Source organism: Pseudomonas sp. RGB, assembly GCF_007713445.1.
GTDB lineage: Bacteria > Pseudomonadota > Gammaproteobacteria > Pseudomonadales > Pseudomonadaceae > Aquipseudomonas.
The window spans coordinates 16,262-38,121 of sequence record NZ_VMSH01000007.1 but is presented as its reverse complement, the minus strand read 5'-3'; the positions used below and the strand labels follow the sequence as shown (position 1 = coordinate 38,121).

Annotated in this window: 18 protein-coding genes; 12 read left to right on the top strand and 6 right to left on the bottom strand. The window is 59.6% G+C overall.

Annotation, left to right across the window (positions count from 1 at the left end):
• Window positions 1–19 precede the first annotated feature (19 nt).
• Window positions 20–1,195 carry a M20 aminoacylase family protein gene (locus tag FPT15_RS16215; protein WP_145162793.1) on the bottom strand — a complete coding sequence of 392 codons (1,176 nt, stop codon included), beginning with the start codon at window positions 1,193–1,195 and terminating at the stop codon, window positions 20–22.
• A gap of 710 nt (window positions 1,196–1,905) precedes the next feature.
• Here FPT15_RS16215 and FPT15_RS16210 point away from each other — a divergent pair.
• Window positions 1,906–3,087, top strand: a complete 1,182-nt coding sequence (locus FPT15_RS16210) for a colicin-like pore-forming protein (protein WP_145162791.1) — start codon at window positions 1,906–1,908, stop codon at window positions 3,085–3,087.
• Between the two features lie 11 nt (window positions 3,088–3,098).
• On the opposite strand, the gene FPT15_RS16205 is transcribed toward FPT15_RS16210, so the two are convergent.
• On the bottom strand, window positions 3,099–3,425 hold the full coding sequence (locus FPT15_RS16205) for a Cki family colicin immunity protein (RefSeq protein ID WP_145162789.1): 327 nt from the start codon (window positions 3,423–3,425) through the stop codon (window positions 3,099–3,101).
• 448 nt (window positions 3,426–3,873) lie between these two features.
• Here FPT15_RS16205 and FPT15_RS16200 point away from each other — a divergent pair, with 448 nt between their 5' ends.
• The gene (locus tag FPT15_RS16200) at window positions 3,874–4,167 is read left to right on the top strand and encodes a DUF3077 domain-containing protein (protein ID WP_145162787.1); all 294 of its coding nucleotides are present in this window, start codon (window positions 3,874–3,876) and stop codon (window positions 4,165–4,167) included.
• Between the two features lie 310 nt (window positions 4,168–4,477).
• Here FPT15_RS16200 and FPT15_RS16190 read toward each other — a convergent pair whose 3' ends face one another.
• Together FPT15_RS16190 and FPT15_RS16185 are read right to left on the bottom strand one after the other, a co-directional pair.
• Window positions 4,478–4,792, bottom strand: a complete 315-nt coding sequence (locus FPT15_RS16190) for an amidase (protein WP_145162783.1) — start codon at window positions 4,790–4,792, stop codon at window positions 4,478–4,480.
• On the bottom strand, window positions 4,789–5,871 hold the full coding sequence (locus FPT15_RS16185) for a serine hydrolase (RefSeq protein WP_145162781.1): 1,083 nt from the start codon (window positions 5,869–5,871) through the stop codon (window positions 4,789–4,791). The genes FPT15_RS16190 and FPT15_RS16185 overlap by 4 nt, the downstream gene beginning before the upstream one ends.
• A 185-nt stretch (window positions 5,872–6,056) precedes the next feature.
• Between FPT15_RS16185 and olsB the strand changes: the two genes are divergently transcribed.
• Both olsB and FPT15_RS16175 read left to right on the top strand, forming a co-directional pair.
• Complete coding sequence (gene olsB, locus FPT15_RS16180) at window positions 6,057–6,812, top strand: L-ornithine N(alpha)-acyltransferase (RefSeq protein WP_119738887.1); 756 nt, start codon at window positions 6,057–6,059, stop codon at window positions 6,810–6,812.
• The gene (locus tag FPT15_RS16175) at window positions 6,812–7,603 is read left to right on the top strand and encodes a lysophospholipid acyltransferase family protein (RefSeq protein ID WP_145162779.1); all 792 of its coding nucleotides are present in this window, start codon (window positions 6,812–6,814) and stop codon (window positions 7,601–7,603) included. Before olsB ends, FPT15_RS16175 begins: the two co-directional genes overlap by 1 nt.
• Before the next feature lie 111 nt (window positions 7,604–7,714).
• Here FPT15_RS16175 and FPT15_RS16170 read toward each other — a convergent pair whose 3' ends face one another.
• Entirely contained in the window at window positions 7,715–8,299 is a 585-nt protein-coding gene (locus tag FPT15_RS16170) for an ACP phosphodiesterase (protein WP_145162778.1), read from the bottom strand.
• Window positions 8,300–8,453: 154 nt separating this feature from the next.
• On the opposite strand from FPT15_RS16170, the gene FPT15_RS16165 reads away from it, so the two are divergent.
• Genes FPT15_RS16165 through FPT15_RS16155 form a run of 3 tightly spaced genes read left to right on the top strand, consistent with a single transcriptional unit; the run spans window position 8,454 to window position 11,048 of the window.
• A complete protein-coding gene (locus FPT15_RS16165) occupies window positions 8,454–8,780 on the top strand; it encodes a helix-turn-helix transcriptional regulator (RefSeq protein WP_145162776.1) in 327 nt (108 codons plus the stop codon).
• Between the two features lie 14 nt (window positions 8,781–8,794).
• On the top strand, window positions 8,795–9,961 hold the full coding sequence (locus FPT15_RS16160) for an MFS transporter (protein ID WP_017137251.1): 1,167 nt from the start codon (window positions 8,795–8,797) through the stop codon (window positions 9,959–9,961).
• Window positions 9,962–9,992: 31 nt separating this feature from the next.
• Window positions 9,993–11,048, top strand: a complete 1,056-nt coding sequence (locus FPT15_RS16155; protein ID WP_145162774.1) for an alkene reductase — start codon at window positions 9,993–9,995, stop codon at window positions 11,046–11,048.
• A gap of 369 nt (window positions 11,049–11,417) precedes the next feature.
• On the opposite strand, the gene FPT15_RS16150 is transcribed toward FPT15_RS16155, so the two are convergent.
• A complete protein-coding gene (locus FPT15_RS16150; RefSeq protein WP_027604391.1) occupies window positions 11,418–12,050 on the bottom strand; it encodes a TetR family transcriptional regulator in 633 nt (210 codons plus the stop codon).
• A gap of 286 nt (window positions 12,051–12,336) precedes the next feature.
• Between FPT15_RS16150 and FPT15_RS16145 the strand changes: the two genes are divergently transcribed.
• The 5 genes from FPT15_RS16145 (at window position 12,337) to FPT15_RS16125 (ending at window position 21,766) form a co-directional block, all read left to right on the top strand.
• The gene (locus FPT15_RS16145) at window positions 12,337–13,485 is read left to right on the top strand and encodes an efflux RND transporter periplasmic adaptor subunit (protein WP_145162772.1); all 1,149 of its coding nucleotides are present in this window, start codon (window positions 12,337–12,339) and stop codon (window positions 13,483–13,485) included.
• Between the two features lie 3 nt (window positions 13,486–13,488).
• Window positions 13,489–16,653, top strand: coding sequence for an efflux RND transporter permease subunit (locus FPT15_RS16140; RefSeq protein WP_145162770.1), 3,165 nt, complete (start codon window positions 13,489–13,491; stop codon window positions 16,651–16,653).
• On the top strand, window positions 16,650–18,107 hold the full coding sequence (gene adeC, locus FPT15_RS16135; protein ID WP_119738870.1) for an AdeC/AdeK/OprM family multidrug efflux complex outer membrane factor: 1,458 nt from the start codon (window positions 16,650–16,652) through the stop codon (window positions 18,105–18,107). Before FPT15_RS16140 ends, adeC begins: the two co-directional genes overlap by 4 nt.
• A gap of 330 nt (window positions 18,108–18,437) precedes the next feature.
• Window positions 18,438–20,135 (top strand): molecular chaperone HscC, encoded by a 1,698-nt coding sequence (locus FPT15_RS16130; RefSeq protein WP_145162769.1) that lies wholly within the window; start codon window positions 18,438–18,440, stop codon window positions 20,133–20,135.
• An 11-nt stretch (window positions 20,136–20,146) separates the two neighbouring features.
• Window positions 20,147–21,766 (top strand): J domain-containing protein, encoded by a 1,620-nt coding sequence (locus FPT15_RS16125; protein ID WP_145162767.1) that lies wholly within the window; start codon window positions 20,147–20,149, stop codon window positions 21,764–21,766.
• Window positions 21,767–21,860 lie beyond the last annotated feature (94 nt).

The window sequence follows — 21,860 nt, the reverse complement described above, 5'->3', positions numbered from 1 at the left end:
GGCAGAAAAAAGGAGGTCGTCAGGCAGGCTTGAGCCAGCTCTCGGCCAGCGCGCCCCAGTAGGCGGCGCCGGTCAGCAGGATGTCGTCGTTGAAATCATAGGCGGGGTTATGCACCATCGGCCGCGACACGCCGTTGCCGATAAACAGGTAACTGCCGGGGCAGCGCTGCAGCATCCAGGCGAAGTCCTCGCTGCCCATCAGCGTGCGCGTATTGCCGTCCACCGCATCGGCGCCGAGCAAGGCGACGCCGACCTGGCGGGCGAACTCGGTTTCTTCGGCATGGTTGACCAGCACCGGGTAGGCCGGGCGGTGTTCGGTCTGCACCGTGCAGCCGAAGCTGGCGGCTTGGGTTTGGATGATTGCGTTGACGCGTTCCAGCATCTGCTCGCGCACCTTGGGGTTCAACGCGCGCAGGCTCAGGCGCAACAGAGCTTGTTGAGGAATCACGTTGGCGGCCTGCCCTGCTTGCAGCGCGCCGACCGTGACCACGGCGGCTTCCTGGGTGTCGATGTTGCGCGACACCACAGTCTGCAAGGCCATGACCATACTCGCCGCCGCAACCAACGGGTCCACCGTCAAATGCGGCATGGACCCGTGGCCGCCGACGCCTTCGAGGGTCACGGTGAGCAAGTCCTGCGAAGCCATCATCGGGCCGACCCGCAAGCCCAAATGCCCAGCCGGCAAGCCCGGCATATTGTGCATCCCGAACAAGCCGTCACAGGGGAAACGCTCGAGCAAACCATCGGCCAGCATCGCCTCGGCGCCGCCCTGGCCTTCTTCAGCGGGTTGGAAAATCAGGTTCAACGTACCGTCGAATTGCCGCGTCGCCGCCAGGTAACGTGCGGCGCCGAGCAGCATGGTGGTGTGGCCGTCATGCCCACAGGCGTGCATGCACCCGGCGTGCTGGCTGGTGTAGGCCGCGCCAGTGTTTTCGATGATGGGCAAGGCGTCCATGTCGGCGCGAATGCCCAACGTACGCGGGCTGCTGCCATTGCGCAGCACGCCGACCACACCGGTTTTGCCGATGCCGGTGTGCACGTCATAACCCCAATTTCTCAAGGATTGCGCGACGAGCGCCGAGGTGCGGTTTTCTTCAAAACCGAGTTCGGGATGGGCGTGGATGTCTTGACGCACGGCGTGCAAGTCGCTGGCGACGTCGCTGAGCCAATCCAGAATGTGCTGGTGTGGGCGCATGGTGATTCTCCTCACAGGCGGGTGTTCCCGTTCTTGTTGGCGACACATCGCCAGCTAACCGCGATGTGGGCGGGAGGACAATCAAAGGTGGTTCCACTGGGTGGAACCTGAGGCGGACACCTAATAACCTTGTGGCGAGCAAGCTTGCTTGCGCTGGGGTGCGAAGCGACCCCAAAAGCCGACGACAGCCAGGAAGCCGTAAAGCTCAACCCGTTACGGTAGTAAATTGCCTTGGCCAGCGCGCGATACTCCTTATCTGAAGTCTGCTCAAAACTGCGTAGTTATCCCATCTCCTTGCGCCCTCCGACGTCTGCGTCCAATCAAAAAACAGCGGCCATAACGACAAAAGCCACTTATGTAACAAGACATAGATTTGCGCATAATGTTTATTGTTTGAAAGCCCGAACATACATACAGTTTTTTACCACATGCTTTCCCAGCAGTTCCCCAAGCGCAATACAAACCACAAAAACCCATCACACCAAAAAGCAAGGAACGCCCCAAACAGAAAGACAAACAAACATCGAGTCTAATATAAGGATATAAATTATGACCACTTCAAAACACCCTAACACAGTGATGGCGATGAGTAGCCCTGATAGGTCAGGCGCCCCACTAAACAATTCGCCGACTCCTAACCGCCGGCCAACAGACACGGTCCTCAAGCAACAACACGTCATGCCAATTAATATCAAAAAGGGAACGTTGCTATGAGCGATCGTATTACAATCCAACTCGGCCTGACCGAAATCAGAGCTTATGAGCCAACAGTCTTCGGCACCGGCCCAGTGAGCGGCGGTGGCTACGGTGATGATTTTAGTAACAGCACGATAGGAAGAAAAGTCGCGGCGAATGCTCGCAAAGAGGTCAGTGAAAACTATAAAGTACCTATCAATAACGCGGTCGCCGCTCAAGAAGCTGATTACGCAGCGAAACGTCAATTGATACCGGAGGAACTTCAGAAAAAAATCGAAGAAGACAAGCGCACCAGTGATATGAAAGTAGACGACCGTATCGCTAACCTGTGGAGTGAAATCGGGTCTATGGACACGATTATTTCACAAACAGCTCTGGAGACTATTTCACTTCAATCAGTGGCCAACAGCTTTTATAAACGTAATTTTTTCGATCAGCCTATCAATGCGTTTATTACGGTGGCCGCCGCGCGATTGGCCTACCGTCTCGCCGATTCCAAAAAAAGCTTTGAGGATTGGCAAAAATCGCTTAAAGCAGCTTATGAAATCAAACGACTTAATGATGTAGCTGAACTGGCAAATAAACAAAAAGCGTGGTCGAGAGCGCAAATTGAAGAAGCACGCATTAACGCAGAAGCGGCTACAAAATTTGCTAACATAGACGACGCCATAAAATTTACCATCGCATTTAATGGCGAGGTGGCGAGAAAATTCGGCGATAAATCATCAGTGCTCGCAGTTGAGTTGGCAGAAAGCGCTAAAGGGAAAAAGATCCGTAGTGCGGATGAAGCTTTTAATGCTTTCGATAAGTACAAAGATGCTCTGGATAAAAAATTCAGCGCCAAGGACAGAGCCGCGGCAGCAAAATACATCGATTCAATGGACTTTGAAGCTATCGGTAAGGCGTCAGCTAAATTCAGCAAAGGTTTTGGATATGCTGGGCACGCGATAGACTTTAAAGATGCTTATATTGAATTTAAAAAAGCTAGCAAGTCAGATAATTGGAAGCCATTTTTTGTAAAGGTCGAAGCTATTGCTCTTGGCATTTCAGCAACAGCATTGGTTAGCGCTATGTTTGGATTCATCGCAGTCACTCCGCTAGGCATACTGGCATTTGCTTTGCTGATCGCTGCAACCGGTGTATTGATTAATGACGCACGCGTCGAAAGTCTGAATAATTTCATTATGGAACTGTAATATTGGGCCGCCTACGTGGCGGCCTTTCTTTTAACGTATAAACTTATTAAAAAGAGCAAGCCAATGGGAATAGCAAGTGCAAAATAAAACCCATACACGAGTGTATAACCACCATTTGCAGCTCCAGTCAATACTGGCCCCGAACTCCAAAAATCCTTGCGAGTATAACGAAACACTACATTTTCTACTGCACGCTTTGCAAAGGGAAACAACAGTGCATTTGCGCCTGCAACTATAAAAACAACCTCAGCGTTATCGTCGCCCCTGGAAATAAACGCACAGATGAAAAACATAACCAAACCAATGGCCAAATTTTTTAAAAAATAATTCCTATCCATATCTATCAACCTTTCCCCAGCATGTGCGAGCGTCAAATCCGTCCTTCATACCTGTAGCTGACCTTAAAAGCCCTCTGACCGTCGTCAGATTACTATATAACGCAGGCATCTACTCCCTCTGCAACACTTGGACATGCGCGTTTTTTGTACTGAAAGCAACCCTACCCAAACACCGTAGAGTCATGTACTGCGCGCTCTATAGCCTGCATGCTCAACCGAACAAAGGGGCGAAATCATGCAACATAAAGTTGCTTTTAAACACTGGAGGGCTGCGTAATGAGGCCATGGATTCAATGGCCTTCGTTTCAATCAGATAGATCCTACCGGCTTCGAGGATTGCGGCCCATAAGCCATCGCGTTAGTCTCCTTCCTGTAGCTGCTCATCAGCGACCGGGCGTGGAATCCCGAGAAAAGAAGCTCTTTTTGGTTGCCCCAAAGGAGCAAGCTTATGCCGTACGAAATACCCTCAGCCGAAACCATCGGCGCCGCCACCTTCGCAGATTGCGGAGAAAACAAAAGCCATTTGAAAGTGTTCCGCGTCAACGCCGGGGTTCCACTCGTAGAAGCCCTCGAACACGCATCCCACGTGCTCTATTACGCAAAAATGCTCTCCCTTGAAGCGGCCATGGATCCCAAGGCGGAGAAGTTTGCATTCGCCTCGCATTATCTGGGGGAAATGGGTAAGGCCATCATTGATGACTTGCTGCTGGCTATGCAGCCTGGTAATCAAACCCCGCAGTAAGTCGTTCGCGCCCGGTGCAGTGCATCGGGCGCCGGCTTGGACTTCTCTCATTTCCAATGATCAGCGCAAATCCAATGTGGGAGGGGGCTAGCTCCCGATGGCGGTGTGTCAGTCGGCTTATATATAACTGGCCCACCGTATTCGCGAGCAAGCCCGCTCCCACATTTTGAGCTCAGTACATCAGGTAGACGCGTGTACTCGGTCAAATGTGGGAGCTGGCTTGCCTGCGAAGGCATCAACTGGTTATGCCTGATGTGCCGAGGTGCCTGCATCGCAGGCAAGCCAGCTCCCACAGAAAATCCTGGGTGTGTCAGGGGTTGAGGCGGCAGCCTTGACGGTCGCCTAGCCAGCGCGCCGTATGCGTGCGTCCCAACCCGCTCGCCGTCACTTCACTGCGCTCCGGGTTGTCGCTGAATGCACTGGTCGGCACGTATTGCTTCACATAGCCCAGGCAATACTCGGCCGGATGGTTCTGCACATACCGGCACGAGCAATACTCCTTGGCGGTGTACGCCGCGATGATGTCGGGGAAGGCTTGCAGGTTGACGCGCTCATGCCAGACCCAGCCCAGCAACGCGAGCAACAGCAGTAGAAACAGGCTGATGAACGGGTGACGACGGATCATGGTTGCACCGCCGCGAGCACACGTTTGAGCAGTTCGTTGTGGCGGTAGCTGCCGTCGCGGTCATCGCCGTAACGCACGATCACCAGGTGTTCATCGGGCATCACAAACAGCGCCTGACCCCAATGGCCGAGGGCGGCGAAGGTGTCGGCCGGGGCGTCGGGCCACGGGCGGGGCGCGCCTTGTACTTCGCGGTTCAGCCACCACTGGCCGCCAGGCACGGCTTCGTCCTGGCCGGCTTTGTAGTTGTCGAAGGGTTGGCGGTTGAAGGCGACCCACTCTTTGGGCAGCAATTGCTGCTCGCCCCAACGCCCATCGCGTGCCATCAGCAGGCCGACGCGCGCCAGGTCGCGGGCGGTGAGGTAGGCGTAAGAGGAGGCGACGAAGGTTTCGTCGGCGTCGGTTTCCCAAGTGGCGTTGCGAATGCCCAGCGGCTTGAACAGCGCGTCCCACGGGTAACTCATATAGGCCTTGTGGCCGAGCATGCCTTTGAGGGTGGCGGAGAGGATGTTGCTGTCGCCGCTGGAGTAACGGAAGGCTTGGCCCGGTGCCGCTGCGGCCTCGGTGTCAGCGGCGAACTCGGCCATGTCGGCGCGGCCACGGGTGTAGAGCATCGCCACCACCGAGGATTTCAGCGGGGCGTATTCGTAATCTTCCTGCCAGTCCAGGCCCGAGGCCCAGTGCAGCAGGTCGGCCATCGTCACTTTGGGGTGCTGCTTCATCGGCGGGTAGAAGCGTGCGGCGGGGTCGGTGAGTTTGAAGCGATTTTCGCCATAGGCCACGCCCAGCACCGTGGCCATCAGGCTTTTGCTGATCGACCAGGTCAGGTGCGGCGTGCTCGCGGTAGTGGGTGCGGCGTAGCGCTCATAGATGATCTCGCCGTCGCGGATCACCAGCAGCGCGTCGGTGCGAATGCCTTGGCGGGTGGCGTCGTCACGGGTTGGGAACGCATAGGCAGTCAGAGCATCGACAGCGGGGCCGGTGAGTGCTGTGCCATGGGCCCAGTCCTTGTCAGGCCAGGTGTCGGCGCGGGCGGCAACGGTGACAAACAGCAGGGCAACGCACAACAAGCCTCGGACCATGGACGCGAACTCAAGGGGGCATTCAAGCCCGCGAGCCTAGCCGAGGCGCATGACAGATTGGCGACATCAACGGCTGTCATCTAAGCGTCACCGTAACTTCATGGCGCTGACACCGAGCCTACATAGCCTGAGTTTGGACAAACAAGTCGACCGGCCGAAATGTGGCTGGCACTCGGAGATTCGCCATGACTCAGATCGCCCGCATCAGCGACACCGGCAATGAACGCCGCCTGCAAGCCGAACGCCTGATTGGCGCCAAGGCTTTGCAGGAAGCCCAGGCCCTGCGGTTCAACGTGTTCAGCGGCGAGTTCAACGCCAAGCTGAAAGGCGCGGAACTGGGTCTGGACATGGATGACTATGATGTTCACTGCAGCCACATCGGCGTGCGGGATTTGAACAGCGGTCGATTGGTCGCCACCACCCGTTTGCTCGACCACCAGGCCGCCAGCACCCTGGGCCGGTTCTACAGCGAAGAAGAATTCAGCCTGCACGGCTTGCTGCACCTGCAAGGCCCGATCCTGGAAATCGGTCGCACCTGCGTCGACCCGGCCTACCGCAACGGCGGCACCATTGCCGTGTTGTGGGGCGAGTTGGCGGAAGTCTTGAACCAGGGCGGCTACAGCTACTTGATGGGCTGCGCGAGCATCCCGATGCACGACGGTGGCATCCAGGCCCACGCGATCATGCAGCGCCTGCGCGAACGCTACCTGTGCAACGAACACCTGCGCGCCGAGCCGAAAAAGCCACTGCCGGCACTGGACCTGCCGTCCAACGTGATCGCCGAAATGCCGCCATTGCTCAAGGCTTACATGCGCCTGGGTGCGAAGATCTGCGGGGAACCATGCTGGGATGAAGATTTCCAGGTGGCCGACGTGTTCATTCTGCTCAAGCGTGACGAGCTGTGCCCACGTTATGCCCGCCACTTCAAGGCGGCCATGTGATGGCCCGCCTGCGCGTGTACGGGCGCATCGCCCGGGTGCTGCTGGTGGTGGCGCTGGGGCTGAGTATGGCCAGCGTGTTTGGCGTGTTCGAGCGTTTGGGCGTGGCTAATTCGATGGTGCGGCGCCAGCGTTGGTCGCGGTTTTTTATGGCGCGGCTGACCAACGCCCTGCCCTTTCGCGTGACGGTGCACGGTGAGCTGCCAAAAACGCCGATGCTGTGGGTGAGCAATCACGTGTCGTGGACCGACATCCCGCTGCTGGGCATGGTCACGCCGCTGTCATTTTTGTCCAAGGCCGAAGTGCGCACCTGGCCGGTGGCCGGCTGGTTGGCGGCCAAAGCCGGCAGCTTGTTTATCCGCCGGGGTTCGGGCGACAGCCAGTTGATCCGCAAGCAGATGACCCGTCACTTGGAGCAACAGCACCCGCTGCTGATGTTCCCCGAAGGCACCACCACGGACGGGCGCAGCCTGCGCACCTTCCACGGGCGTTTGCTGGCCAGTGCGATTGATGCCGATGTGTCGCTGCAACCGGTGGCGATTCGTTATTTGCGTGATGGGCAAGTGGACCCGCTGGCACCGTTTATTGGTGACGACGATTTGCTCTCGCACCTGATGCGCCTGTTTGCCAACGACCAGGGCGATGTGGAGATTCATGTGCTGCAGCCGATTGCGTGTACCGGGCAGGAACGCGCGGCGCTGGCGTTCCAGGCGCAGCAGGCGGTGCAGAAGGCGTTGTTTGGGCCGTTGCCGGAGGCTGAGCAAGTGGCGGCTCGGCCGGCGTTTGCTGCCTAAAGCGGGCACGCTCAAAAAAAATGTGGGAGCGGGCTTGCTCGCGAATGCGGTCTGTCAGCAACAAATGTACTGACTGATACACCGCATTCGCGGGCAAGCCCGCTCCCACATTTAGATATCAGTAGTCAGAGAAGCTTGTGCAAACGCCTGCAACTCTGGGTAGAACAGCCGAAAGTCTTCACTCAACGGCTCATACAACACCCGCAACTCCTGCATGGCATGCCTCAATTCCTCGGGCTGGGTCAAACGCCGTGAGATCCCGCGCAACACCTGTTCCATCACCGCGAACTCGCGGTACGACCCCAACCAATCATCCGCCGCCATATAGGGTGCGATCTGCGCCAGCCGTCCGGGCAACTGCGGCTCGGCCGCCAGCACGCGGTACACCTGCGCCGTGAAGCGCTCCAGCGGCTGGTCGGCATACAGCGCCCAGTCCCGCGCCAGGCAGTGATCGAAAAACACATCCAGGACAATCCCGGCGTAGCGCTTGCGGGTCAGGCTGAAGCGTGACAACGCCTCGCCCACCAATGGGTGGCTGTCGGTGAAGCGATCAATGGAGCGATGCAACTGGATCGCCGCTTCGATTTGCGGGCTGAACTGGCCCTGCAGGCGGCCTTTGACGAAGTCGCCATAGAGGCTGCCCAGCAATTGCGCAGGAAGTTGGCCGCCCAGGTGCAGATGTGCGAGATAATTCATGGCGCGCAGTCTACCACTGCCATCCATGTATCGTTATAACCCGATATACCGAAATAGCCGGTCTTAAGACCAAAAGCATATTGGTGTATCGGGATGTAACGATTTAAAGTTCGCCTCATCGCGATATAACGTTTTACGAAAACGAGCATCTGCCATGTCCATTGACCTCGACGAAATAATAAAAGCCCTGGCGCACCCAGTACGACGAGACATCCTCACCTGGCTGAAAGACCCGAAAGTGCAGTTCCCCGAGCAAGTGCACAACCACGAATACGGCATCTGCGCCGGGCAGATCGACCAGCGCTGCGGCTTGTCCCAGTCGACCGTGTCGGCCCACTTGGCGACCTTGCAACGGGCGGGTTTGATCAGCAGCCAGAAGGCCGGGCAGTGGCACTTTTTCAGGCGCAATGAGGAAGTGATCCAAGCCTTTCTCACGGCGCTTACGACTGAACTTAGCGCTGAAATCATCGAACCGCTGTAACCAAGGAAACGCCAATGCCCCTCTCGCTACTCATACTGGCCCTCAGCGCCTTCGCCATCGGCACCACCGAGTTCGTCATCATGGGCTTGCTGCCCGATGTGGCGGCGGACCTGGGCGTGTCGATTCCCGGCGCCGGCTGGCTGGTCACCGGCTACGCCTTGGGCGTGGCCATCGGCGCCCCCTTCATGGCACTGGCCACCGCCAAGCTGCCACGCAAGGCCGCCCTCGTAGCGTTGATGGGCATCTTTATTGTCGGCAACCTGCTCTGCGCCCTGGCCAGTGACTACAACGTGCTGATGTTTGCCCGTGTGGTCACCGCGCTGTGCCACGGTGCGTTCTTTGGTATCGGCTCGGTGGTCGCCGCCAACCTGGTGCCGGCCAATAAACGAGCATCCGCGGTCGCCTTGATGTTTACCGGCTTGACCCTGGCCAATGTGCTTGGCGTGCCGCTGGGTACCGCGCTGGGCCAGGAAGCCGGCTGGCGCTCGACCTTCTGGGCCGTGACGGTAATCGGCGTTGTGGCGCTGATCGGCCTGATCCGCTTTCTGCCGGCCAAGCGTGACGAAGAAAAACTCGACATGCGTGCCGAACTGGCCGCCCTCAAAGGTGCCGGCATCTGGTTGTCGCTGACCATGACCGCGCTGTTCGCCGCCTCCATGTTCACCCTCTTCACCTACGTCGCGCCGCTGCTGGGCGACGTCACCGGCGTGTCGCCCAAAGGCGTGACCTGGACCCTGCTGCTGATCGGCCTGGGCCTCACCGTGGGCAACATCATCGGCGGCAAGCTGGCGGACAAACGCCTGGCGGCCACCTTGATCGGTGTGTTCATCAGCATGGCGGTGGTGTCCACGGTGCTGACCTGGACCAGCGTCGCGGTGATCCCGACTGAAATCACCCTGTTCCTGTGGGCCACCGCCTCGTTCGCCGCCGTACCGGCGCTGCAGATCAACGTGGTGACCTTCGGCAAGGCCGCACCGAATTTGGTGTCCACCCTGAATATCGGCGCCTTCAACATCGGCAATGCCCTCGGCGCCTGGGTCGGCGGCAGTGTGATTGCCCATGGTTTCGGCCTGACCAGCGTGCCATTGGCGGCTGCGGCCCTGGCGATTCTGGCCCTGCTGGTGACCCTGATTACTTTCCGTCAGAGCGGCGATGCCGACCTGGCCCCTGCGACCAACTGATCAATCCACTTAAACAGAAGGGTGTTATCCCATGACGACTATTTTCGATCCGATCAAACTGGGCGACCTGCAATTGTCCAACCGCATCATCATGGCGCCGCTGACCCGCTGCCGTGCCGATGAAGGCCGCGTACCCAACGCGCTGATGGCCGAGTACTACGTGCAACGCGCGTCTGCCGGGCTGATCCTCAGCGAAGCCACTTCCGTGACGCCGCTGGGCGTGGGCTACCCGGACACCCCGGGCATCTGGTCCAACGACCAGGTACGCGGCTGGGCCAATGTGACCAAGGCCGTGCACGGCGCGGGCGGCAAGATCTTCCTGCAACTGTGGCACGTCGGACGTATTTCCCACGAGTCGTACCTGAACGGCGAAACCCCGGTGGCACCCAGCGCGATCCAGCCTAAGGGCCACGTGAGCCTGGTGCGTCCGCTGGCCGACTACCCGACGCCTCGTGCGCTGGAAACCGCTGAAATCGCCGATATCGTTGACGCTTACCGCGTCGGCGCCGAAAACGCCAAGGCCGCAGGCTTTGACGGCGTGGAAATCCACGGCGCCAACGGTTACCTGCTCGACCAGTTCCTGCAAAGCAGCACCAACAAGCGCACCGACAACTACGGCGGCTCCCTGGAAAACCGTGCGCGCCTGCTGCTGGAAGTGACCGACGCCGCCATCGACGTCTGGGGCGCCGGCCGCGTGGGTGTGCACTTGGCACCGCGTGCCGACTCCCATGACATGGGCGACGACAACCTGGCCGAAACCTTCACCTACGTCGCCAGCGAACTGGGCAAGCGTGGCATCGCGTTCATCTGCTCGCGTGAAAAAGAAGCCGGCGACAGCCTCGGTCCACAGCTGAAAAAAGCCTTCGGTGGCCCCTACATCGCCAACGAACGTTTCACCAAGGACAGCGCCAATGCCTGGCTGGCCTCGGGCAAGGCAGACGCGGTGGCCTTCGGCGTACCGTTTATTGCCAACCCCGACTTGCCAGCCCGCCTGAAGGCCGACGCGCCGCTGAACGAAGCGCACCCGGAAACCTTCTACGCCAAGGGCCCGGTCGGCTACATCGACTACCCAACCCTGGCGCTTTGATCGTCTGAAACGCAAAAGCCCCGGTTCGCAGGAACCGGGGCTTTTTACTGCGCGCTGCAATACCGGAGATTGAATGTGGCAGCAGGCTTGCCTGCGATAGCATCACTGCGGTGCCTCTGGCGTACCGAGGTGTCTGCATCACGGGCAAGCCCGGCTCCCACCCAAGCCACCCCAACATGTTGATTTGCGCCAGCTTTAGAAACATTCCTTCACAAGCTTGCAACAATATTGCTACAAAATACTTAGGCGGCTACCTATCAACCGGCCGCCAGCCCGTATATAAAGTCACCCCACCTTTCAGGCGCAAGGACGATCGACTGTCGCTTGTCTTTGCTGTTGACACAACTGGACGCAATTACGCATTTTGTCTTAATTGCGCAGGCTAGGGCTCAGGCGCAGCATGTCCAGCCCTGCATCAACCCAGCGCTCAGCCTCTTGATGCAACTGAAAGCTGTCGGGCACCAGAAGCCATTGGCCGATCAGCCCATTGATGTAGGCATGAATGCACACCGCACCACGGGTGGTGTCGAGATTTTCCGGAAGCTGCCCGCGATGGACCGCGTTACGCAATGTCAGGCCGATACGCAGATTGCATTCCAAGCTATGGGTCTGGCGCTGGCGGCGCATGTCACACATTTCATCGGTGAACTCGCACTTATGAAACAAAATCTCATTAATGCGCCGGGTTTTCGGGTCCAGGGCCACCTGATGAAACAAATGAATCAACAGCTTGCGCATACAGCCAAGCGGATCGACTTCATCCTCGCTTTCACTCGCCCGGGCCAGTTCGTCCAGGGGCTCGTGCAGCGTGTCCAGCAGTGCCTGGAGCAGATCGGACTTGTTGCTGAAATGCCAGTAGATGGCACCGCGCGTCACACCGGCCAGCGCCGCGATGTCCGCCAGCGTAGTACGCGCAACGCCGCGCTCATAAAAGGCCTGTTCGGCGGCTTCGAGAATCTGGCTGCGCGTTTCCTGAGCTTCCTCTTTGGTGCGACGAACCATGGCAGTAAAACCTCAATCAGAACACTTGGGACTATCGGTAACGCAGCTTTAATAGGCGGTAACGATCATCTAAATAATTGTGGGACGACACCGTCATGGGCGCCGAACGTACTAAAATCGAGGCTTTTGGACCTGCTTTGTCAGCATTCCGCGAAGCCTGTCAAGAGTTTACAAACAACCATGAACGTAAGTATATTGCGTAGCAAGCTACTTATCTACTCACAGCTTGTTTTTTACCCTTCCACACTTCTTGTGCGCATTCTGCGCGCCTGACCCGAGGATCTTCATGCAACTTAAGCCAGCTGTTACCGCTCTGGTCACTGCCGTCGCCCTGGCATCGCTGCTCAGCGGATGTAAAAAGGAAGAAGCGGCTCCGCCCGCTCAAACCCCTCAGGTCGGCGTGGTCACCATTCAACCGCAAGCCTTTACCCTGACCTCCGAATTGCCGGGGCGCACCACCGCCTTTCGCATTGCGGAAGTTCGGCCTCAGGTCAACGGCATCATTCTCAAGCGTCTGTTCAAGGAAGGCGCCGACGTGAAGGAAGGGCAACAGCTCTACCAGATCGACCCATCGGTGTATGACGCGACCCTGAAAAGCGCACAAGCCAGCCTGACCCAGACCAAGTCCATCACCGACCGCTACAAGCAGTTGGTCGATGAGCAAGCCGTCAGCCGCCAGGAATACGACACTGCCGTCGCTAACCGCATGACTGCCGAAGCAAACGTTCAAACCGCCCAGATCAACGTGCGCTACACCAAAGTGTTCGCGCCGATCTCCGGGCGTATTGGCCGTTCTTCGGTCACCGAAGGCGCACTGGTCAGCAATGGCCAGGCCGATGCCATGGCCGTCATCCAGCAACTGGACCCGATCTATGTCGACGTCACGCAGTCTTCGGCTGAAATGCTGAAACTGCGCCGTGACCTGGAAAGCGGCCAGCTGGAAAAAGCCGGCGAAAATGCCGCCAAGGTCAAGCTGACCCTGGAAGATGGCAGCGCCTATGGCCACGACGGCAAGCTGGAATTCTCCGAAGTTTCGGTCGACCAGACCACCGGTTCCGTGACCCTGCGCGCCGTGTTCCCGAACCCTGATCACACCCTGCTGCCAGGCATGTTCGTCCACGCCCAGCTGCAAGCCGGTGTGAACAGCAAGGCCATTCTGGCCCCGCAGCAAGGCGTGACCCGTGACCTCAAGGGCATCCCGACTGCGCTGATCGTGAACAAGGACAACAAGGTCGAGCAACGTCAGCTGGTCGCCAACCGTACTGCCGGCGCCTACTGGCTGGTGGAAAAAGGCCTGGACGCCGGTGACCGCGTGATCACCGAAGGCCTGCAATTCATCAAGCCGGGCATCGAAGTCAAGGTCAAGGACGCAGACAACGCCAAACCCGCCGGCACTGCCGCAGCGCCTGCTGCCGATGCTGGTAAAGGGGAGTAATCCATGTCGAAATTTTTTATCGACCGTCCCATTTTCGCCTGGGTAATTGCCCTAGTGATCATGCTGGTCGGGGCACTGTCGATCCTGAAGTTGCCCATCAACCAATACCCGGCCATTGCGCCGACCGCCATCGACATCCAGGTGACCTACCCAGGCGCGTCTGCACAAACCGTGCAGGACACCGTGGTGCAGGTGATCGAGCAACAGCTCAACGGTATCGACAACCTGCGTTATGTTTCCTCGGACAGTAACTCCGACGGCAGCATGACCATCACCGTGACGTTCAACCAGGGTACCAACCCGGATATCGCCCAGGTTCAGGTGCAGAACAAGTTGAACCTGGCGACCCCACTGCTGCCGCAAGAAGTGCAGCAGCAGGGTATCCGCGTGACCAAGTCGGTGAAGAACTTCCTGATGGTAATCGGTCTGGTGTCGGAAGACGGCAGCATGACCAAGGACGACCTGTCCAACTACATCGTGTCCAACATCCAGGACCCGATTTCGCGGACCGCCGGTGTAGGTGACTTCCAGGTGTTCGGCTCGCAGTACGCCATGCGCATCTGGCTCGACCCGGCCAAGCTGAACAACTATCAGCTCACGCCAGTGGATGTCAGCACCGCGATCTCCGCACAGAACGTGCAGGTGGCTACCGGCCAACTCGGCGGCTTGCCTGCCGTGCCCGGCACCCAGTTGAACGCAACCATCATCGGCAAGACCCGCCTGCAGTCTGCAGAGCAGTTCGGCAATATCCTGATGAAGGTCAATACCGACGGCTCACAGGTACGCCTGAAGGATGTCGCCCGTATCGAGCTGGGCGGTCAGAACTACAGCATCGCGGCACAGTTCAACGGCAAACCGGCATCCGGCATGGCGATCAAGCTGGCGGCCGGTGCTAACGCTCTGGACACCGGCAAGGCCATCCGCGCCACCGTGGCGTCCCTGGAACCGTTCTTCCCGCCAGGCATGAAGGCGGTGGTGCCGTATGACACTACCCCGGTGGTGACCGAATCGATCTCCGGTGTGGTTGACACCCTGGTCGAAGCGATCGTGCTGGTGTTCCTGGTGATGTTCCTGTTCCTGCAGAACTTCCGCGCCACCATCATCACCACCATGACCGTACCGGTGGTATTGCTGGGTACCTTCGGGATCCTCGCTGCGTTCGGTTTCACCATCAACACCCTGACCATGTTCGGCATGATCCTGGCCATCGGCTTGCTGGTGGACGATGCCATCGTGGTGGTGGAAAACGTCGAACGAGTGATGGCCGAGGAGCACTTGTCGCCTAAAGAGGCGACGGTCAAGTCCATGGGCCAGATCCAGGGCGCCCTGGTGGGTATTGCCCTGGTGTTGTCCGCAGTACTGCTGCCGATGGCGTTCTTCGGCGGTTCCACCGGTGTGATCTACAAACAGTTCTCCATCACCATTGTTTCGGCGATGGCGTTGTCGGTACTGGTTGCCCTGATCTTCACCCCGGCCTTGTGCGCAACCATGCTCAAGCCGATCGACCCGGAAAAGCACGGCCAACCCAAGCGCGGTTTCTTCGGCTGGTTCAACCGCACCTTCGACCGTGGCGTACTGAGCTACGAACGCGGCGTCGGCAACATGATCAAGCACAAGATTCCGGCGTTCCTGGTCTATGCGCTGATCCTGGCCGGCATGATCTGGCTGTTCATGCGCATCCCCGCCGCGTTCCTGCCCGATGAAGACCAGGGCGTGATCTTCGCTCAGGTACAGACGCCGGTCGGTTCTTCGGCGGAGCGCACGCAAACCGTCATTGACGACATGCGTGCCTACCTGCTGAACGACAAGGAAGGCGAGCCAGGCGAAGGCAAAGGCGTAAAATCGGTGTTTACCGTAAACGGCTTCAACTTTGCGGGCCGTGGCCAAAGCTCTGGCCTGGCCTTCGTGATGCTCAAGTCATGGGAGGAGCGCGACGCATCCAACTCGGTATTCGAAATTGCCAAGCGCGCCCAGACTTACTTCTCTCAGACGTTCAAGGACGCCATGGTGTATGCCATCGTGCCGCCTTCGGTTCTGGAGTTGGGTAACGCCACCGGTTTCGACGTATTCCTGCAAGACCAGGGCGGCGTCGGTCACGACAAGCTGATGGCTGCGCGCAACCAGTTCCTGGGTGCAGCGGCACAAAGCAAGATCCTGGCAGGTGTGCGTCCCAACGGCGTGAACGATGAACCGCAGTACGAGCTCAGCGTCGACGACGAGAAGGCCAGCGCCCTGGGCATCAGCCTGTCAGACATTCAGCAGACCTTGGCCATCGCCCTGGGTGGCAGCTACGTCAACGACTTCATCGACCGTGGTCGCGTGAAGAAAGTGTATGTGCAGGGCGATGCTTTCAGCCGGATGTCCCCGGAAGACCTGGATAGATGGTTCGTGCGCAGCACCTCCGGGAAGATGGTGCCAATGTCGGCCATCTCGTCGGGCAAGTGGATCTACGGTTCACCGAAGCTCTCGCGCTACAACGGTGTAGCCGCGATGGAAATCCTCGGTACTCCGGCACCTGGCTACAGTACCGGCGATGCGATGACAGAAGTCGAGCGCATTGCCAAGGACCTGCCGGCGGGTGTCGGTTATGCCTGGACCGGCCTGTCGTATGAAGAACGCCTGTCCGGCTCCCAGGCACCTGCGCTGTACGCCCTGTCGCTGCTGGTGGTGTTCCTCTGTCTGGCAGCGCTGTACGAAAGCTGGTCGATCCCGATTGCGGTGATTCTGGTGGTGCCGCTGGGTGTGATCGGTGCGTTGATCGCCACCAGCATGCGCGGGCTGTCCAACGACGTGTTCTTCCAGGTGGGCTTGCTGGTGACGGTGGGTCTGGCAGCGAAAAACGCCATCCTGATCGTGGAATTCGCCAAAGAACTTCACGAGCAGGGCAAAGGTATTGTCGAGTCGGCCATCGAAGCCTCTCGCATGCGTCTGCGGCCGATCATCATGACGTCCATGGCGTTCATGCTCGGCGTATTGCCCCTGGCGATTTCCACCGGTGCCGGCTCAGGCAGCCAGCACGCGATCGGTACCGGCGTAATTGGCGGTATGATCACCGCCACCGTTCTGGCGATCTTCTGGGTGCCACTGTTCTTTGCAACCGTGTCGTCTGCTGGCGAGCGCAACAAAAAGACGGACACTACTGAAACTCCTAAAGAGGCTGGCCAATGAGCAAGTCGCTACTTTCCCTAGCCGTCACGGCATTCGTGCTCAGTGGCTGCTCGCTGATACCTGACTACCAGCGCCCCGAAGCGCCGGTGGCAGCGCAGTACCCGCAGGGGCCGGCGTATTCGTCGGCCCAGGCGCCGGGCCAGGCCGCTGCCGAGCAAGGCTGGAAGCAGTTTTTCCATGACCCTGCCCTGCAGCAGCTGATCCAGACCGCGCTGGTCAACAACCGTGACCTGCGTGTCGCGGCCCTGAATATCGACGCCTATGCGGCGCAGTACCAGATCCAGCGTGCCGACCTGTTCCCGGCCATCTCGGCCACTGGCAGCGGCAGCCGCACGCGTACGCCGGCCAAGCTGTCGCAGACCGGCGAAGCGGGCATCACCAGCCAGTACTCGGCGGGCCTGGGGATCAGTTCCTATGAGCTGGACCTGTTCGGCCGCGTGCGCAGCCTCAGCGAAGAAGCACTGCAAAAGTACTTCGCCACTGAAGAAGCGCGGCGCAGCACCCAGATCAGCCTGGTGGCCAGTGTGGCCAACGCCTACCTGACCTGGCAGGCCGACAAGGAACTGCTCAAGCTGACCCAGGACACCCTCGGTGCATTCGAGCAGAGCTACAAGCTGACCTCGCGCAGCAACGAAGTCGGCGTGGCCTCGGCCCTCGACCTCAGCCAGGCGCGCACCTCGGTGGAAAACGCGCGTGTGCAACTGGCGCGCTATACACGCCAGGTGGCCCAGGACGAAAACAGCCTGACCCTGCTGCTCGGCACCGGTTTGCCGGCCAATATCGCCAGCAAGCCGCTGTCGGATGACCTGCTCAGCGAAGTGCCAGCCGGGTTGCCATCGGACCTGCTGCAACGTCGTCCCGACATTGTGCAAGCCGAGTACAACCTCAAGGCCGCCAACGCCAACATCGGCGCGGCGCGTGCAGCGTTCTTCCCAAGCATCAGCCTCACCGCCAGTGCCGGTACTGCCAGCCCAACTCTGGGCGGCCTGTTCAAGGGCGGTTCGGGCACCTGGTCGTTTGCGCCACAGATCAACATCCCGATCTTCAACGCCGGTAGCCTGCGCGCAAGCCTGGACTACTCGAAGATCCAGAAAGAGATCAACGTGGCCAACTACGAGAAGGCCATCCAGACCGGTTTCCAGGAAGTCTCCGACGGTCTCGCCGCGCGTGCGACCTACAAGCAGCAACTGGACGCCCAGCGTGGCTTCGTCGCGGCCAACCAGGATTACTACCGCCTGGCCGAGCGTCGCTACCGCATTGGTGTCGACAGCAACCTGACGTTCCTCGACGCCCAGCGCCAGCTGTTCAGTGCCCAGCAATCGCTGATCACCGACCGTCTGGCGCAGCTCAACAGCGAGGTCAACCTGTACAAGGCCCTCGGTGGAGGCTGGAACGAGCAGACCGCGAAGAACGAGCCTGTGAAAGAAGAGGCACCGGCACTGAAGTTGTTCTAATCGTCCTGTTGTAGATAAAACCGCTTCCCTCACCGGAAGCGGTTTTTTTATGCCTGGTGATAACCCTCCTCTCCTCGTGGCGAGCGGGCTTGCCCCGCGTTGGGGCGCGAAGCGGCCCCGTACCAGGCGACCAATTTCCATCTGGCACTACGCGGCGCCTGAATTGGGGCGGCTTCGCCACCCAACGCGGGGCAAGCCCGCTCGCCACAACCATCCCCGTTCACAACCCGCCCGCTCACAACCAGAAACGGGCTTGCCTTGCTTTCTGCGGAACCTTTCAGGGTAAAATTGGTTACAGATTCTTACAGACCACAAAGGGAGCTTGTCGTAATGATCGTAGGAATCGACCTGGGCACAACCAACAGCCTGGCCGCCGTCTGGCGCGGTGACGCTGCCGAAATGGTGCCCAATGCCCTTGGCCAGTTGCTGACCCCGAGTGTGGTCGGCCTGGATGACCAAGGCCGCATCCTGGTGGGCCAAGCCGCCAAGGAACGCCTGCACACCCACCCGCACCTGACCACCTCGCTGTTCAAGCGCTACATGGGCAGTGCCACCGAAGTGCGCCTGGGCGACCGCTCGTTCCGCCCCGAAGAACTCTCGGCGCTGGTGCTCAAAAGCCTGAAAGAAGACATCGAGCGCACCTACGGCCAAACCGTCACTGAGGCTGTGATCAGCGTGCCCGCCTACTTCAGCGACGGCCAACGCAAGGCCACGCGCATCGCCGGTGAACTGGCCGGGCTCAACGTTGAAAAACTCATCAACGAACCCACCGCCGCCGCGCTGGCTTACGGCCTGCACCAGCGTGACAAGGAAACCTCGTTCCTGGTGTTTGACCTCGGCGGCGGCACCTTCGACGTGTCGATCATCGAGCTGTTCGATGGCGTGATGGAAGTACGCGCCAGCGCCGGCGACAACTTCCTCGGCGGCGAAGATTTCGACACCTTATTGCTCGAACACTTCGTCGACAGCCAGCGCAATGCCCAGGGCTTCCCGCCCACCAGCACGGTGCTGCAAGCCCTGCGCCGCGAAGCCGAGCGGGTGCGCAAAGCCTTGGGCCAGGACGACAGCGCCGAGTTCGTCCTGCGCGTTGACGGCCAGCAATGGGCCACAACCCTCACCCAGGCTGAACTCGCCAAGCTTTACACGCCCTTGCTGGAGCGCCTGCGCGCGCCGATTGAGCGCGCCCTGCGCGATGCGCGGATTCGGGTCGGCGACCTGGATGAAATCCTGCTGGTCGGCGGCACCACGCGCATGCCGCTGGTGCGCAAACTGGCCGCTGGCTTGTTCGGGCGCTTCCCGTCCATCAGCCTCGATCCAGACCAGGTGGTCGCCCACGGCGCGGCGATTCAGGCTGCACTCAAGGCCCGTTCGGCAGCGCTGGAAGAGATCGTGCTGACCGACGTCTGCCCGTACACCCTGGGCATCGAAACCTCGAACCAATATGGCGGCCATATCGAAAGCGGGCATTACCTGCCGCTGATCGAGCGCAACAGCAGCGTGCCGGTCAGCCGGGTCAAGAGTGTGGTCACCCTCCACGACGACCAGACCCGCGTGCTGTTGAAAATCTACCAAGGCGAAAGCCGTCTGGTGAAAGACAACATCGAACTGGGTCAGCTGGAAATTCCCGTGCCCAAGCGCAAGGCCGGCGAGGTCTCGCTGGACGTGCGCTTCACCTACGACAACAACGGCTTGCTCGAGGCCCAGGTGAACATTCCGCTGACCGGCGAGCAGCATTCACTGGTGATCGAGAACAACCCCGGCGTGCTTAGCCCGCAGGAGATCCAGCAACGCCTGCAAGCCTTGGCGCTGTTGAAAATCCACCCGCGCGACCAGCAGGTCAACACCGTGCTGACCGCCCGCCTCGAACGGCTCTACCAGGAAAACCTCGGCGAGTTGCGCGAGCAACTCGGGCACTGGGCCGCGCAGTTCCAGCAAGTGCTCGACACCCAGGACGAACGCCGCATCCGTGAGGCCCGCAGCGAACTTACCCGCCAACTTGAGCAACTCGACAACGGGTTCTGGCGCTGAGAGAGAACGACATGGACTGTTGGACAGTGTTGCAACTGGCGGACGATGCCGACGAGCGCACCATCAAGCGTGCTTACGCGCGGCTGCTGAAAAGCTGCCGCCCGGACGACGACGCCGAGGGTTTCCAGCGCCTGCGCGAGGCTTACGAACAAGCGCTGCATATCGCGCGCTGGCGGGCCGAGCATGAGGACGAAGAGGTCGAAGTCATCGACGCGCCAGTGGCCGAACTGGCCGACGGCAACCCGCATGAATACGCGCAGTTTGACGATACTCGCCTCGTCAGCCCAGCCCTGTTCGACCTGCCGCCCGAGCAAACGCGCGCGCAAGCGCTGATCAACGGGCTGGGCGCTCACACCCTCGACGAGCGCTGGGAACAGGCCCAGCATCAACTCTGCGCCGATGCGTTCCAGGCAGCTCTGCTGCGCCACTGTTTCGATGCCCCCGGTGAGCGTGCGGCAATTGCCGCCTGGGCGGTGCAGCACTTGGAATGGCTGACGCCTTGGCAACGTGTGGCGATGAGCCCCTGGCAACATGAGGCGCTAAGCGGCGAGCTGCTGCAGGCGTATCGCCAGGCGCTGCAGGAACAGCTGGAGCAAAAGGCCGAGCGCGAGTTCGTCAACCTGCTTAAAGCCTACAACCAGCAACCCTGGCTGCGCGTGTTCGACCTGCAACAACAATGGCAGCGCATCGTCCTGCAATTGCTCCACGACACCACGTGGAGCGTGCCGTTGTTTGAGCGCGTCTGCCAGGTCTTTGGCTGGGATGACCAGAAAGGCTTGCACCCCGAGCCCGAGTGGATGTGGCGGGGCCTGGTTGAACGCTGCGAACAGGAGAGTTTCTACGACACCCTGTTGGAAAAAGCCCACAACGGCCCGCGCAACGCACCCGACAACTTGCCCGCACGCTTGCTGCTGACGCGGATGCCGACTGCCGAACAGCTCCGTTTGGTGTCCCAGTTTGGTGATGATCAGTGGAACGCGTGCCAGCAACTGTCGCAAAAGTTTGCCTGGCGCTATCCGTCGTTACTGGAGCGCCTGCCGCAACCCGATGTATTTTTTTGGCGAAAATTTTTGCCGCGCCCGGTCTCCGGACAAACCTGGGGCAGGGTGTGGGGCGGGCTGGCCATTGCCACGTGCGTGGCCTCCATTCACCTGAAAAAAGGCCCGGTGCCGCTCGAACTCTTCATCTTCATGTTGATGACCTTCCTGCCGACCGTCGTCGCCATACGCCTCACTCAGGGCTGGGCCGCCATCACCTCGCGATTCCTCGTTGCCGACCTATGGCTGAGCGAGAGGCTGTTGCCCCAACGCTTCAACCCACGCCAATACTGGTTGGTTCTGCGCCACGGTATTCCGCAAGTGGGGATGCTGGTGATGTTCGGCTTTTTGCTCGGCGTGATGGGCATAGTGACGTACCTGGGCATGATCCTGATCCACTTGTTCAGCCACCGGCGCATGGGCACGGTCGACGAATCCTTCAATGCCAGATGGCCGTGGATCAGCGGCCTGCATTGGAGTTACTGGAGCCCCTGGCAACTGGTGTTTCTGGTGGTCATGGTGGTACTGACGCTCGCGTTCCAGCTGTACCTGCCTGCCTTTCCGTTGACCCGCCTGGTTGAATCTCGACTGTAACTTTCCCAAGGGCGGGCAGCCGATGCAGGCATGCCCGCCAACTTGCGTTCGATCATCGCCCACAAACCGCCCTGCCCCACTTTCATCACGTCCA

Bases quoted from the DNA above. Each gene is read 5' to 3' on its own strand.
- FPT15_RS16215 (WP_145162793.1), bottom strand. From the start codon at position 1,195: ATGCGCCCACACCAGCACATTCTGGATTGGCTCAGCGACGTCGCCAGC.
- FPT15_RS16210 (WP_145162791.1), top strand. From the start codon at position 1,906: ATGAGCGATCGTATTACAATCCAACTCGGCCTGACCGAAATCAGAGCT.
- FPT15_RS16205 (WP_145162789.1), bottom strand. From the start codon at position 3,425: ATGGATAGGAATTATTTTTTAAAAAATTTGGCCATTGGTTTGGTTATG.
- FPT15_RS16200 (WP_145162787.1), top strand. From the start codon at position 3,874: ATGCCGTACGAAATACCCTCAGCCGAAACCATCGGCGCCGCCACCTTC.
- FPT15_RS16190 (WP_145162783.1), bottom strand. From the start codon at position 4,792: ATGATCCGTCGTCACCCGTTCATCAGCCTGTTTCTACTGCTGTTGCTC.
- FPT15_RS16185 (WP_145162781.1), bottom strand. From the start codon at position 5,871: ATGGTCCGAGGCTTGTTGTGCGTTGCCCTGCTGTTTGTCACCGTTGCC.
- olsB (WP_119738887.1), top strand. From the start codon at position 6,057: ATGACTCAGATCGCCCGCATCAGCGACACCGGCAATGAACGCCGCCTG.
- FPT15_RS16175 (WP_145162779.1), top strand. From the start codon at position 6,812: ATGGCCCGCCTGCGCGTGTACGGGCGCATCGCCCGGGTGCTGCTGGTG.
- FPT15_RS16170 (WP_145162778.1), bottom strand. From the start codon at position 8,299: ATGAATTATCTCGCACATCTGCACCTGGGCGGCCAACTTCCTGCGCAA.
- FPT15_RS16165 (WP_145162776.1), top strand. From the start codon at position 8,454: ATGTCCATTGACCTCGACGAAATAATAAAAGCCCTGGCGCACCCAGTA.
- FPT15_RS16160 (WP_017137251.1), top strand. From the start codon at position 8,795: ATGCCCCTCTCGCTACTCATACTGGCCCTCAGCGCCTTCGCCATCGGC.
- FPT15_RS16155 (WP_145162774.1), top strand. From the start codon at position 9,993: ATGACGACTATTTTCGATCCGATCAAACTGGGCGACCTGCAATTGTCC.
- FPT15_RS16150 (WP_027604391.1), bottom strand. From the start codon at position 12,050: ATGGTTCGTCGCACCAAAGAGGAAGCTCAGGAAACGCGCAGCCAGATT.
- FPT15_RS16145 (WP_145162772.1), top strand. From the start codon at position 12,337: ATGCAACTTAAGCCAGCTGTTACCGCTCTGGTCACTGCCGTCGCCCTG.
- FPT15_RS16140 (WP_145162770.1), top strand. From the start codon at position 13,489: ATGTCGAAATTTTTTATCGACCGTCCCATTTTCGCCTGGGTAATTGCC.
- adeC (WP_119738870.1), top strand. From the start codon at position 16,650: ATGAGCAAGTCGCTACTTTCCCTAGCCGTCACGGCATTCGTGCTCAGT.
- FPT15_RS16130 (WP_145162769.1), top strand. From the start codon at position 18,438: ATGATCGTAGGAATCGACCTGGGCACAACCAACAGCCTGGCCGCCGTC.
- FPT15_RS16125 (WP_145162767.1), top strand. From the start codon at position 20,147: ATGGACTGTTGGACAGTGTTGCAACTGGCGGACGATGCCGACGAGCGC.